Below are 12,552 nucleotides of genomic sequence, written 5' to 3' on the forward strand. Positions count from 1 at the left end.
TTCGGGCGGCCCTGCTGGTCTCGAGGCCTTGCCGCGCCGCGCCTCAGGGGGCGACGGGATTGCCGGGCGTGCCTGCTTCGCGCAGCGAGCCTGGCGCAGCGACCGGCGTGCGGTAGGTGACGTTCACGGCCGGCGCCTGGGGCTCCGGCGGCGGCCGTGCGATCTTGACGAGAGGCGCCCTGGCCGCTGCGGCGGGTGCAGCGGACGCGATCGGCGGCACAGGCTGGACGGGCGCAGCCGGTGCGGCGGCCACCGCGCCCGGCGCCACGGTGCCCGCCGGCGCCGCCTTGGGGTCGTAGAGCACCGTGCCCTTGCTGACCCCCGCGCCCACCGGCCCCACTCCGACGCCCACGCCGGCCGAGCCCGACACCTGCCCGCCGTTGTTGACGGCCACGCCGGCGCCGAGCGGACCGAAGCCGGTGTTGAGCCCCACCGAGAAATTGCCGTCCTTGGTGGCGCCCAGCCCGAGCGAGAGCCCGGGCACCAGCGGAATGCCGATGTGATAGTGCGAACAGCCGCCCGTCAGAAGCAACAGCAGCGCGGCCGGAACGACCGCCGCTGCGCGAAGGACGCGCGGCCGGGTGTTCACACCAGCAGCGCGTTGACGCGCCTCACGTACGCGGCAGGATCGGCCGGCAGCCCGCCTTCGGCGAGCAGCGCCTGGTCGAACAGGATGTTCGCGAGGTCGTCGAAGTGCGAGGAGCCTTCGAGCTTCTTCACCAGCGGATGCTCGGCGTTCACTTCGAGCACCGGCTTCAACTCGGGCGCGGGCTGGCCGGCCTGCTTGAGCATGCGCGCGAGCTGCGTGCTCATGCCGCCGTCCTGCACCACGAGGCAGGCGGGCGAGTCGACCAGGCGCGTGGTCACGCGAACGTCCTCGGCCTTGTCCTTGAGGGCTTCCTTGAGCTTCTCGAGCATGGGCTTGAACGACTCGGCGGCTTCCTCGGCGGCCTTCTTCTCGGACTCGTCCTGCAGCTTGCCGAGGTCGACCGCGCCCTTGGCCACGCTCTGCAGCGGCGTGCCGTCGAATTCGTTGAGGTAGTTCAGCGCCCACTCATCGACGCGATCGGTCATGAGCAGCACCTCGATGCCCTTCTTCTTGAAGACCTCGAGCTGCGGGCTGTTCTTCGCGGCGGCGAGCGTGTCGGCCGTGATGTAGTAGATCGCGTCCTGGCCTTCCTTCATGCGCGCCTTGTAGTCGGCGAAGCTCACGCTCACCGCATCGGTGGTGGTGGAGGCATAGCGCAGCAGCTTGGCGATGCGGTCGCGGTTGCCGAAGTCTTCGCCCAGGCCTTCCTTGAGCACGGCGCCGAACTCGGCGTAGAACTTGGCGTACTTGCCCGATTCGTCGGCGGCCGCAACGGCGGCTTCAGCGGCGGTCGGCGCGTTCTTGTCGACCACGTCGGTCACTGCCTCGGTCGGCTCGGGTGCAGGCACCGATTCGCCCGAGCCCACGTCGATCTTGCCCTCGCTGCTCTCGGGCGCGGTCTTCTGCTTCTTCGCCAGGTCTTCCAGCATGCCGAGCACGCGCTTGGTGCTGCCTTCGCGGATCGCCTTCACGTCGCGGCTTTCCTGCAGCAGTTCGCGGCTCACGTTGAGCGGCAGGTCGGCCGAGTCGATCACGCCCTTCACGAAGCGCAGGTAGCTGGGCATCAGCGCCTCGGCGTCGTCCATGATGAAGACGCGCTTCACGTAGAGCTTCACGCCCGCGCTCTTCTCGCGGTTCCAGAGGTCGAACGGGGCCTTGGCCGGAATGTAGAGCAGCTGCGTGTACTCGGTGCTGCCTTCCACACGGTTGTGGCTCCAGGCGAGCGGTGCCTCGTAGTCGTGGCTGATGCTCTTGTAGAACTCCTCGTACTGCTCGGTGGTGATGTCCTTCTTGGGGCGGCTCCACAGGGCGTTGGCCTTGTTGACGGTTTCCCACTCGCCGGTCTTCACCATGTCGCCGGGCTGGTCGTTCTCGCCCTCTTTCCACTCTTCCTTTTCCATCAGGATGGGCAGGGAGATGTGGTCGGAATACTTGCCGACGATCTGCTTGATCTTCCAGGCGTTGAGGTATTCGTCGGCGTCGTCGCGCAGATGCAGCGTGATGCTGGTGCCGCGCGCGGCGCGCGTGATGTCGGCCACCTCGAAGTCGCCGGCGCCGCCGCTGGCCCAGCGCACGCCCTGGTCGGCCGGCAGGCCCGCGCGGCGCGATTCGACCGTGATCTTGTCGGCCACGATGAAGCCCGAGTAGAAGCCCACGCCGAACTGGCCGATCAACTGCGCGTCGGCCTTCTGGTCACCGCTCAGGCGGCTCATGAAGTCCTTGGTGCCGCTCTTGGCGATGGTGCCGAGGTTGTCGATGGCCTCCTGGCGCGACAGGCCGATGCCCTTGTCGGTGATCGTGAGCGTGCGCGCGGCCTTGTCGAACGACAGGCGCACGTCGAGCTCGGGCTGGTCTTCGTACAGCTCGGGATGGTCGAGCGCCTCGAAGCGCAGCTTGTCGCATGCGTCCGACGCGTTCGAGATCAGCTCGCGCAGGAAGATTTCCTTGTTCGAGTAGAGCGCATGCGTGACGAGGTGCAGCAGTTGCGCGACTTCGGCCTGGAACGGGAGTTTGGTGTTGGAGGAGTCAGCCATGGGGAAAAAAGATATCGAACAAAAAATTCTAAGTCCAGCCGCCAGGATCGGGCCGGGCTCGCCAAATTCGTGATCTGGGGCCTGTGTCCGGGAAAACAACAGGCTCCTGCGAACGGCCTACCGCGGCTGCGACTCGACTTCGCGCGTCCAGCGGTCGATCAGCCGCTTGCGCTCGGCCGCCTTTCCGTATTTCTCGAAGTCGTACTTGATGAGCTTCACGTCGGCCATCGAGGGGATGCGGGGGTCCGGCTTGAAGGTCTTGTTGGCCGGCGACTGCAGGCTGCCGACGGTTCCACCGATGGCCTGGCCCGCCGGGCTCATCAGCCAGTCGTAGTAGCGCTTTGCGTTCTCCTTGTTGCGCGCGCCCTTCACGAGCGCGATGCCGCCGACCTCGTAGCCCGTGCCTTCGCAGGGCGCGGCGGTCTTCACGGGAAATTTGTCGTAGCGCCAGCGCTCGAAGCCGAAGATGAAGCTCACGCCGATGGCCACTTCCCCCTTGGCCACGTTGGGCGCCTGCGCCTGCCCGCTGCGGGTATAGCTGGTGATGTTGCGATGCAGCTTCTTCAGGTACTCGAAGGCCGCGTCCTCGCCCATCTGCTGCACCAGGCCCGCAATGATGGTGTAGGCCGTGCCGCTGGAGGCCGGGTGCGAGATCTCGATCTCGCCCTTGTACTCGGGCCTGACCAGATCGGCCCAGCACTTCGGCTCGCGCAGCTTCTTTTTCTTCAGCAGGTCGGTGTTGAAGCCGAAGCCGATGGCGCTCGTGTAGAAGCCGCCCACCATGTTCTGCGACAGCGCGTACTGCCGCACCGCCCAGTCGTGCAGGTCGTTGATGTAGGCCGGGCGATAGGGTTCGAGCAGGCCCTGCTCGGCCGCCTGTAGGAACGGGTCGCCGGTGCCGCCCCACCAGATGTCGGTCTTGGGGTTGGCGGCTTCCGCGCGCAGTTGCGCGCCGATCTCGCCGGTGCCCTTGTGCGCCTGCTGCACCTTGATCCCGGTCTCGCGCGTGAAGGCGGTGGCGGCCGCCTCGCACCAGCCGGCGTCGGTGCTGCACAGCGCGTTGACGGTGCCCTGCGCCGCGGCGTTCGGTGCGCCCAGGAGGGCCGTTGCCGCAACGCATGCGGCAGCGGCAATGTGTCGGATGGGGTGCATGCGCGGGTCTCCTGGTGGTTCTTCGAAGGCGCAGGATAGCGCCCGCGGGCGTTCAGCGCGCGGCCAGCAGCGGCGGCAGGTGCTCGGCCAGCCAGTCGGTCACCACGCGCGTCTTCAGCGGCAGGTAGCGGCTGCGCGAGCGAATCACGTGCAGCGCGAAGCCGAAGGGCTGCGGCTCGTCGAACACGCGCACCAGCGTGCCGGCCGCGAACGCATCGGCCGCGAGCCAGGCCGGCAGTCGTGCGAGGCCCATGCCGCCGACGGCGGCCTCGAGCAGCACTTCGGCGCTGTCGCAGCGCAGCCGCGACGGCGGCGTCAGGTCGACGAGCCGGCCCCCGGCATCGTGGAAGCGCCAGGACGAGACCAGCCCGTCGCGCGCATAGAGCACGGCCTCGTGCGGTTCCTTCATCAGGTCGCCGATGTTCGCAGGGCGCCCGCGCTCGGCCAGGTAGGCCGGCGCGGCGCACAGTGCCATCCACTGCGTGCCCACCGGCCGCGCGACCAGCTCCGCGCTGTCGGCCAGTTCGCCGCTGCGGATCGCGAGGTCGAGCCCCTCCTCCACGAGGTCCACGCGCCGGTCGTTGAACGCGAGTTCGAGCGACAGCTGCGGATGTTGCCGCGCCAGTGCCAGCAGCAACGGGCCGACCTTGAGCCGGCCGAGCATCGCCGGCATGCTGATCCGCACGACGCCGGTCGCGATGCTGCGCGCCACATCGGTCAGCGCTTGCGCCGCATCGAGTTCGTCCAGCACGCGCCGGCAGCGCTCGTAGTAGCCGTGACCTTCCTCGGTGAGGCTCTGGCTGCGCGTGGTGCGCAGAAACAGCCGCGTGTTCAGCCGCGCCTCGAGGCGCGCGATGCTCTTGGCGACCGCCGAGCGGGTGACATGCAGGCGCTGCGCCGCCAGCGCGAAGCTGCCGGCCTCGACTGCTGCGACGAACTCTTCGATGCCTTGGAGACGCTGTCCCATTGGATACTTTCAAGCACCAGTGAAGAGAAAATTATCCACCACCGGATACCTCGCATCCTCAATAGCATGACGGCTTCCTGTCATTCGTGGAGCCTTTCAATGCAAGAACCCGACACCCTGCGCCGCTGGCAACTGCCCCGGCTGGGCCGCACCCACCTCGCACAAGCCGAAGCGCCGATGCCCACGCCGGGCGCGGGCCAGATCCTGGTGAAGGTCGGTGCGGTTGCACTCAACTACCGCGACCTGCTGATGATTCGCGACGGCATGGGCATGTCGCTCGACCTTCCCTTCACGCCCGGCTCGGACATGGCCGGCACCGTGGTGGCCGCCGGCCGCGGCGTGACCCGCTTCGCCGTGGGCGACCGCGTGGTCAACACCTTCTGGGGCGGCTGGATCGACAGCCACTGGCACGCCGACACCACGCTGCTGGGCGGCCCGGGCCCGGGCATGCTGGCGTCGCATGTGCTGATCGACGCGGCCTGGGCCGTGGCCGCACCCACCACGCTGAGCCTGACCGAAGCGAGCACGCTGCCGTGCGCGGGCCTCACAGCGTGGTTCGCACTGGCCGAGACCGGTGGGCTGCGCGCCGGCGAGACCGTGTTGATCCACGGCACCGGCGGTGTCGCGCTGTTCGGACTGCAGCTCGCGCGGCTGCATGGCGCGCAAGCCATCGTGGTCACGGGCAGCGAGGACAAGCGCGCACAGGCGCTCGCACTCGGCGCCACGCACGTGCTGGCGCGCGACGATGGCGACTGGCCCGCCGAAGTGCGCCGGCTCACCCGCGGGCGCGGCGCAGATCACGTGCTCGAACTCGCGAGCGGCCCCAACCTCGACCGCTCGCTGCAGGCCGTGAAGCAGGGCGGGCGCGTGTCGATCATCGGCATGCTCGGCGGCGAGACGCTGGGCGCTTCCTTCTACGCAATGGTGCTGGGCCGCGTGACGGTGCAGGGCATCGGCGTGGGCCACCGGCGCGCGCTGGAGGACCTGGTGCGCGCCGTCGACGCGAATGCACTCAAGCCGGTGATCGCTGCGCGGTACGGATTCGACGCTCTGCCCGCTGCGCTCGATCACCTCGAACGCGGAGCGTTCGGAAAGGTCGTCGTAACGCTCTGAACGCCTTGAAGACAAGGCCTTTCGAAAACGCAACGCGATCGCGCAATTGCACAAAAACCGAGCCATCCGTGAATAGGTCGCACTAGTGCAAAAGACGTGCTCGACGCCCCCTCCGGCCGTTCCTAGAATCCGCCCGCGCCTGGGCTCGCGCCCGCGCGTTTTCGCAACTTAAGAATGGAATTTATGGAACACAGTACCTACAAAAAATGGTCCGCGGAGTTCATTGGTACTTTCTGGCTCACGCTTGGAGGCTGCGGAAGCGCAGTTCTGGCCGCGGCCTTCCCGGGTGTCGGCATCGGCCTGCTCGGAGTCTCTCTTGCCTTCGGCCTCACGGTGGTGACGGGGGCCTATGCACTGGGCCCGATCTCGGGGGGGCACTTCAACCCGGCGGTGTCGATCGGCCTCGCGGCTGCGGGCCGCTTCAAGGCCTCGCAGCTCGCGGGCTACATCGTGGCGCAGGTGCTCGGCGCCATCGCGGCGGCCGGCGTGCTCTATCTCATCGCCACGGGCAAGCCGGGCGCGGACATCGGCGGCTTCGCCACCAACGGTTTTGGCGAACACTCGCCAGGCAAGTACGGCATGACGGCCGCGCTGCTGTGCGAAGTGGTGATGACGGCCGTGTTCCTGATCGTGATCCTCGGGTCCACCGCCCGGCGCGCGGCCGGCGGCTTCGCGGGCCTGGCCATCGGCCTGTGCCTCACACTGATCCACCTGATCTCGATCCCGGTGACCAACACCTCGGTCAATCCGGCACGCAGCACGGGGCCGGCCCTGTTCGGTCCGTCCTATGCCGTGTCGGAACTGTGGCTGTTCTGGGCGGCACCCATCGCGGGCGCCATCATCGGCGCAGTGATCTACCGCGCACTGCTCAGCAGCGGCAACGACGACTGATCGTCGTCAGTGGCGGCGGTGCAGCTTCTACTTCAGCTGCCGCTGCCCGACTTCACCATCGGCAGCGAGGTCGACTGCCCGATCGGCTCGGTGCCGGTCGCATGCGACGCCGCATAGGCGCCGGCCTGGACGTCGGCCACCGGCAGCGTCGAGTTCATGGCGGGTGCGCTGGTCGACTGGCCCACCGGCTCGGTGTCGCCCGGGCGGGCTGCGGCCATCGCGCCGGCCTGGACATCCGGGTTCTCGGGCGAGTTCATCTGCAGCGGATGGAAGTCCGAGCCATCGGTGGTCTCGGCCGATGCGGTGACGGCGCCCATCGCGGCCAGCGCAGCGAAGGAACCGACGGCGAGTAGCTTGAAAGAAATGCGCATGACTTGCTCTCCTGAGGACAGGTTGTCTCCGGTCACCCGGCACGCGCGAACTGCGCGTGGCAGGACCTGAACGCACTCTAGGCAGCCAGACTGAGGCGAAGGTGAGCGATGTGTTAGCGGCGCGTGAGCGGTGCGCTGCCCGCTACGCCGCCGCCGAGGGCAGATGCACGCGCGCCATCAGCCCCGGCCCATCGGCGCGATTGCACAGCTCGATGCGCAGGCCGTGCCGCTCGGCCGCCGTGCGCGCGATCGCGAGCCCCAGCCCGCTGCCGCCTGCCACGGCACCCGGCACGCGGAAGAAACGGTCGAACACGCGGCCGATCGCGGCCGGCGGAATGCCCGGGCCGTTGTCCAGCACGTCGACCACCGCGTGGCCTTCGGCCTCGTGCAGCTTCACGTCGACCACGCCGCCTTCGGGCGCATAGCGCAGCGCGTTGTCGATAAGGTTGTCGAACACGCTGCGCAGCTCGGCCGCGGGCGCGAACACCACCGCGGCGATGCTGCCCTCGAAGCCGATGTCCACGCGCCGCGCATCGGCCAGCACCATCAGCTGGCTCACGCTTTCGCGCAGCAGCACCTCGACGTCGACACGCTCGCGCGCATCGCCGCCCTGCGGCGCGTCCTGCCGCGAGAGGTGCAGCAGCTGCTCGATCAGGTGCTGCGCGCGCGTGACGCCGGCTTCGAGCTGGTTGAAGCGCTCGGTGGCCTCGCCGGCCGGCACGTGCGCGCGCAGGTTCTCGATCTGCAGGCCGATGGCGGCCATCGGCGTGCGCAGCTCGTGGGCCGCGTCCTGCACGAAGCGCCTCTGCGTGGCGAAGGCGCTGCGCACGCGCGACAGCAGGTTGTTGAAGGCGCCCACCAGCGGCGCGATCTCGTCAGGCACGCGCGCCAGCGAGAGCTCGGTGGGACTGCGTTCGTCCTGCGAGGCCACGTCGCGCGCCACTGCGCGCAGCGAGCGCGAGGCGGCCGACACGATGATCCACAGGATCAGCAGCGCCAGCGGCAGCAGCAGCGTGATCGGCAGGCCTTCGAGCAGCGCGCGGCGCAGGGCGCGGCGGCGGCGGTAGTCCTCGTTCTGCAGCACCTGCACGCGCGGCTGGTCGGCGCGCGTGCCGGGCGGCGCAGTGAACACGCGCCAGGCGGAACCCGCGTGCGTACCGGTGTTCACGTCGCCGAAGCCGGGCTGGGCCTGCAGTGGCACGGCGAGCACGGGCCATGAGGTGGCGCGCAGCGTGCGGCCGTCGGCGCTCCAGATCTGCACGATGAAGGCGCCGCGCGAGAAGGCGGCCTCGCCGTTCATCGGGCGCGGCAGCTTCGCCGGATCGCTGCCCGCGTACGACTCGGCCACGAGGCGCATCTGTTCGTCCAGCGCGTTGTGCACGAGGTTGCCGTAGGCCACGAACGAGAACCACGCCGTGAGCATCGCCGCACCCAGGTGCAGCGTGACGAGCCACAGCAGCAGCTGCGTGCGCAGCGAACGCGGCCGCCACCAGCGGCCGGTGCCGCGCGAAGCTCCGTTCATTGGCTGGGCAGCCTGGGGGCGAGCACCATCATGCCGCGACGCGCCAGCCGAGCCCGCGTACGTTGCGGATCGATTCGGCGCCGAGCTTGCGGCGCATGCCGTGGATGAGCACGTCGATCGCGTTGCTCGTGACTTCCTCGCCCCAGCCGTAGATGCGGTTCTCGAGCTGCTCGCGCGAAAGGATGGCGCCGGGCCGCTCCAGCAGCGCGTGCAGCAGGGCGAACTCGCGCGCGGTGAGTGCCTCGCGCGCACCGTTGGCCACCACTTCGCGCGTGGTGAGGTCGAGCTGCAATGCACCGCTGCCGACCAGCGAATGCGCCGCGCCGTCGCGGCGCCGCACCACGGCGCGCATGCGCGCGAGCAGCTCGCGGAACTCGAAGGGCTTGAGCAGGTAGTCGTCGGCGCCGAGGTCGAGGCTGTGGATGCGGTCATCGAGGCCGTCGCGCGCCGTGAGCACCAGCACCGGGGTGGCGTCGCCGCGTTCGCGCGCGCGGCGCAGCACTTCGGTGCCGTCGTGCTTCGGCAGCCCGAGGTCGAGCAGCACGCAGGTGTAGCCGCCGTCGCCGAGCGCGCTCTGCGCCAGTTCGCCGTCGCGCACCCAGTCCGCGGACCAGCCCGCGCCCTCGAGCGCCTGCTTCAGGCTGCGCCCGATCATTTCATCGTCTTCCACCAACAGCACGCGCATCGCGGCAACTCCTTCGGCCGCAAGGTAGCACGCGACCGGGATGATCGGAAGAGCCTGCGCCGTGGCGCAGCGTAGTGGCGCAGAGTTACGTGGGACTTAAGGGCCCGCGCACGGCATGGCGTTCGCCCTCGCCGTCGGAGGTGAAGGCCAGCAGCTCCAGGGCCTCTTCCTCCACACCGAGACGGTCGGCCTTGGACCAGCGCGTGAACGGCTCCAGCACCACGGTCGCGGTGTTCTTCGCGCGCTCGATCTTCCAGACACCCGCCACGAACCCATCGAGCAGCACCGTGCCGCGCACGATGCCGTTGACGGTGAACACGCGGGCCCGGTGCACTTCGCTCAGCACGCGGCTGCGGTCGGCGTGCGCAAGCAGCAGGCTGTCCCACTCGGCCACGAGGCGCGGCGGCGCGGGCGTGTCGGGGTCGGGGCGCGGCGCGCGGGGCAGGTCGAACAGCTCCTGCCCGCCTTCGCCGACGAACACGCGCAGCTGCGGCCGCAGGCGCTCGGCCACCGCCTTCCAGCCCGTGAGGCCCGACCATGCGCCAGCATCGGCCAGCGTGGCGGGACCAAAGGCGCCGAGGTAGCGCAGCAGCAGATCGTCCTGCGTGGCCCGGGGTGCCTCGACGCTGCCCAGCCAGTCGCCCAGGGGCTGCAGCAATGCACTCTGGTGCGAGTTCCAGCTGCCGGCCGGCGGCAGGTGCACCAGCGGCAGGTTGTTGCGGATCAGCGCGGCGAGCGAGGCGGTCTCGCAGCCCTTCCATCGCATGCCGAGGGCCTGGCCGAGTTCGGCGCTGGTGTGCGGTTTCTCGCCGAGCAGCGCGCGCGCCGCCGCCACCACCGCCTCGCGGTCGAGGCCTTCGAGCGCGCGCTTGTGGTTGCCAAGCAGGCCGCGCTGATGCACCGGCTCCAGCAGCGGACGCCATGCCAGCGCATCGTGCGCGGTCATCAGGTGCAGGGTGGAGCGCATCGTCGACATGCGCACGATGCGGCGCCTGCGCATTGCCTCGGTCAGCTGCTCGCGCTCGAAGCCTTCGAGCCGGCTCCAGAGGCCGATGTAGGGCGGGTTGGGTGCCTGTGCCTGCAGCCCGGCAAGCCGTTCGACGGCCTGCACCGCCGTGAGCTTGCGCCGCGCCAGCAGCATCTGCCGTGCCAGCGTGGCGCGGTTCAGCGCCCGCAGGCTCAGAACTTCTCGTGCGGTCCGAGGTAGCGCCATTGCCCCAGCGGCAGGTTGCCAAGCATCACCTTGCCGATGCGCACGCGCTTCAGCCCCACCACCTTCAGGCCGACCAGCTCGCACATGCGGCGGATCTGCCGCTTCTTGCCTTCGGTGAGCACGAAGCGCAGCTGCTCGGGGTTCTGCCATTCGACCCGCGCCGGCTTCAGCGCCTGGCCGTCGAGGCTCAGACCGTGGCGCAGCTTCGCCAGCATGGCCGGTGGAAAGACCGCCTGCACGTTGGTGGTGACGGGATCGTCGTCGTCCATGCGCACCAGCTGGCCCGTGGGCGCGGGCTGACCCAGGCCGTGGTAGGCCACGCGCACGAGGTATTCCTTCTCCATCACCGAGTCTTCGCCGATCAGCTGGCGCGCGATGCGGCCGTCCTGCGTCATGACCAGCAGGCCGATGGAGTCGATGTCGAGCCGCCCGCACGGCGCGAGGCCGCGCAGCTGCTGCGGGCTGAAGAAGAAACGCGCGTTGTCGTCGGCCCAGCGGTTCTGCGGCGTGAACAGCGTGACCGCGGGCTCGTGGCCGTCTTCGGCCTGCCCGCTCACGTAGCCGATGGGCTTGTTGATGAGGATGGTGACCTGGTTGGCCTGCTGGCCCCTGGCCGCCTTGTCGATCTCGATGCGGTCGGACGGCACGACCTTCACGCCCATCTCGGCCGGCTTGCCGTTGACCTTCACCCAGCCGTTGGCGATCCATTCGTCGGCCTCGCGGCGCGAGCACATTTTCAGTTCGGCCATGCGCTTGTTGAGGCGCACGGCACCAGTGGGGGAAGTGGAGGGCTCGGTCATCGGAAGGCTTGATCAATGTGCGGCACCGATGCTATCCTGAACGCAAGCGCGAGTTGATCGCGCCCTTTTTGGGGGATTCCCAAGTGAGCACACGCAAGTTTCAATACGCCATCGTCATCGGGCGTTTCCAGCCCGTCCATTTCGGACATCAACGACTCATCGAAGAAGGCCTTCGCGCCGCCGATCGGGTCATCGTGGTGGTCGGCTCCGACCGCAAGCCACGCAGCGTCAAGAACCCCTTCACCTTCGACGAGCGCGAACGCATGGTGCGCGCCTGCCTGCGCGGCACCGAGCAGATGCGCGTGAGCGTGGTGGGCGTGGGCGATTCGCCCTACAACGACCAGATCTGGATCGCGTCGATCCAGTCGGCGGTCGAGCGGCTCATCACGCAGGACGGCCATGCGCCGGCCAAGGCCAGGGTCGCACTGGTGGGCCACCTGAAGGACGCATCGAGCTACTACCTGAAGCTCTTCCCGCACTGGGAGTTCGCCGGCCAGAACAGCGTGGAGAGCCTCAACGCCACCGACGTGCGCAGCCTCTACTTCGACCCCGAGAACCGCGGCCAGCTGGCACGCGCCGACCTGCCCGACGGCACCGCGGCCTTCCTCGAGCAGTTCTCGAACACCGCCGACTACGCCGAGCTTTGCGAAGAGCGCGCGTTCCTTGCCGACTATCGCGACAAGTACCGCTATGCGGGCAGCAGCTTTCCGCCGATCTACACCACGGTCGACGCGATCGTGGTCGAGGCCGGCCACATCCTGCTCGTGCAGCGCAAGTTCCATCCCGGCAAGGGCACCTGGGCGCTGCCCGGCGGCTTCGTCGGCCAGCACGAGCGCCTGCAGGACGCGGCCATCCGCGAGCTGAAGGAAGAAACCCGGATCAAGGTGCCCGTGCCCGTGCTCAACGGCAGCATGAAGGCCAGCCACGTGTTCGACGCGCCCGACCGCTCGCAGCGCGGGCGCACCATCACGCATGGCTTCTTCTTCGAGCTGGCGCACAACCAGTGGACAGGCCTGTCGGAGGTGCGCGCCGACGACGATGCGGCCGAGGTGCGCTGGGTGCCCATCGCCGAGTTCCTCGACATGCAGGAGCGCATCTACGAAGACCACTTCTTCATCGCGAATCATTTTTTGGGTGGCCTGGGCAAGAACTGAACGACCAGGCTTTGTCAGCAAGAACGGCCCCGGTTGACGGGCGCCACAGTGAAAGGAGCTTT

12 protein-coding genes are annotated in these 12,552 nt (G+C 68.8%); 3 read left to right on the forward strand and 9 right to left on the reverse strand.

Annotated features, from left to right (window positions below; translation table 11 throughout):
* Positions 1–43: 43 nt before the first annotated feature.
* From ACCD11_RS20465 to ACCD11_RS20480, 4 genes are all read right to left on the reverse strand, one after another.
* Positions 44–589 (reverse strand): hypothetical protein, encoded by a 546-nt coding sequence (locus ACCD11_RS20465; protein ID WP_413315241.1) that lies wholly within the window; start codon positions 587–589, stop codon positions 44–46.
* The gene (gene htpG, locus ACCD11_RS20470; RefSeq protein ID WP_413315242.1) at positions 586–2,622 is read right to left on the reverse strand and encodes a molecular chaperone HtpG; all 2,037 of its coding nucleotides are present in this window, start codon (positions 2,620–2,622) and stop codon (positions 586–588) included. Before htpG ends, ACCD11_RS20465 begins: the two co-directional genes overlap by 4 nt.
* A 117-nt stretch (positions 2,623–2,739) precedes the next feature.
* The gene (locus ACCD11_RS20475; RefSeq protein ID WP_007838058.1) at positions 2,740–3,774 is read right to left on the reverse strand and encodes an ABC transporter substrate-binding protein; all 1,035 of its coding nucleotides are present in this window, start codon (positions 3,772–3,774) and stop codon (positions 2,740–2,742) included.
* 52 nt (positions 3,775–3,826) lie between these two features.
* On the reverse strand, positions 3,827–4,741 hold the full coding sequence (locus ACCD11_RS20480; protein ID WP_413315243.1) for a LysR family transcriptional regulator: 915 nt from the start codon (positions 4,739–4,741) through the stop codon (positions 3,827–3,829).
* 99 nt (positions 4,742–4,840) lie between these two features.
* Here ACCD11_RS20480 and ACCD11_RS20485 point away from each other — a divergent pair, with 99 nt between their 5' ends.
* Positions 4,841–5,854, forward strand: a complete 1,014-nt coding sequence (locus ACCD11_RS20485; RefSeq protein WP_007838062.1) for a zinc-dependent alcohol dehydrogenase family protein — start codon at positions 4,841–4,843, stop codon at positions 5,852–5,854.
* A gap of 183 nt (positions 5,855–6,037) precedes the next feature.
* Positions 6,038–6,745, forward strand: coding sequence for an aquaporin Z (aqpZ, locus tag ACCD11_RS20490; RefSeq protein ID WP_042674266.1), 708 nt, complete (start codon positions 6,038–6,040; stop codon positions 6,743–6,745).
* Positions 6,746–6,777: 32 nt separating this feature from the next.
* On the opposite strand, the gene ACCD11_RS20495 is transcribed toward aqpZ, so the two are convergent.
* The 5 genes from ACCD11_RS20495 to ACCD11_RS20515 form a co-directional block, all read right to left on the reverse strand.
* On the reverse strand, positions 6,778–7,116 hold the full coding sequence (locus ACCD11_RS20495; RefSeq protein WP_413315244.1) for a hypothetical protein: 339 nt from the start codon (positions 7,114–7,116) through the stop codon (positions 6,778–6,780).
* 142 nt (positions 7,117–7,258) lie between these two features.
* Positions 7,259–8,638 (reverse strand): sensor histidine kinase, encoded by a 1,380-nt coding sequence (locus ACCD11_RS20500; RefSeq protein ID WP_413315245.1) that lies wholly within the window; start codon positions 8,636–8,638, stop codon positions 7,259–7,261.
* A gap of 28 nt (positions 8,639–8,666) precedes the next feature.
* A complete protein-coding gene (locus ACCD11_RS20505) occupies positions 8,667–9,323 on the reverse strand; it encodes a response regulator transcription factor (protein ID WP_007838070.1) in 657 nt (218 codons plus the stop codon).
* Between the two features lie 85 nt (positions 9,324–9,408).
* Positions 9,409–10,536, reverse strand: coding sequence for a winged helix DNA-binding domain-containing protein (locus ACCD11_RS20510; RefSeq protein ID WP_413315246.1), 1,128 nt, complete (start codon positions 10,534–10,536; stop codon positions 9,409–9,411).
* A complete protein-coding gene (locus ACCD11_RS20515) occupies positions 10,503–11,336 on the reverse strand; it encodes a pseudouridine synthase (protein WP_007838072.1) in 834 nt (277 codons plus the stop codon). Before ACCD11_RS20515 ends, ACCD11_RS20510 begins: the two co-directional genes overlap by 34 nt.
* Before the next feature lie 83 nt (positions 11,337–11,419).
* On the opposite strand from ACCD11_RS20515, the gene ACCD11_RS20520 reads away from it, so the two are divergent.
* On the forward strand, positions 11,420–12,490 hold the full coding sequence (locus ACCD11_RS20520) for a bifunctional nicotinamide-nucleotide adenylyltransferase/Nudix hydroxylase (protein ID WP_413315247.1): 1,071 nt from the start codon (positions 11,420–11,422) through the stop codon (positions 12,488–12,490).
* Positions 12,491–12,552: the final 62 nt, after the last annotated feature.

Source organism: Variovorax sp. Varisp36, assembly GCF_047304235.1.
GTDB lineage: Bacteria > Pseudomonadota > Gammaproteobacteria > Burkholderiales > Burkholderiaceae_C > Variovorax.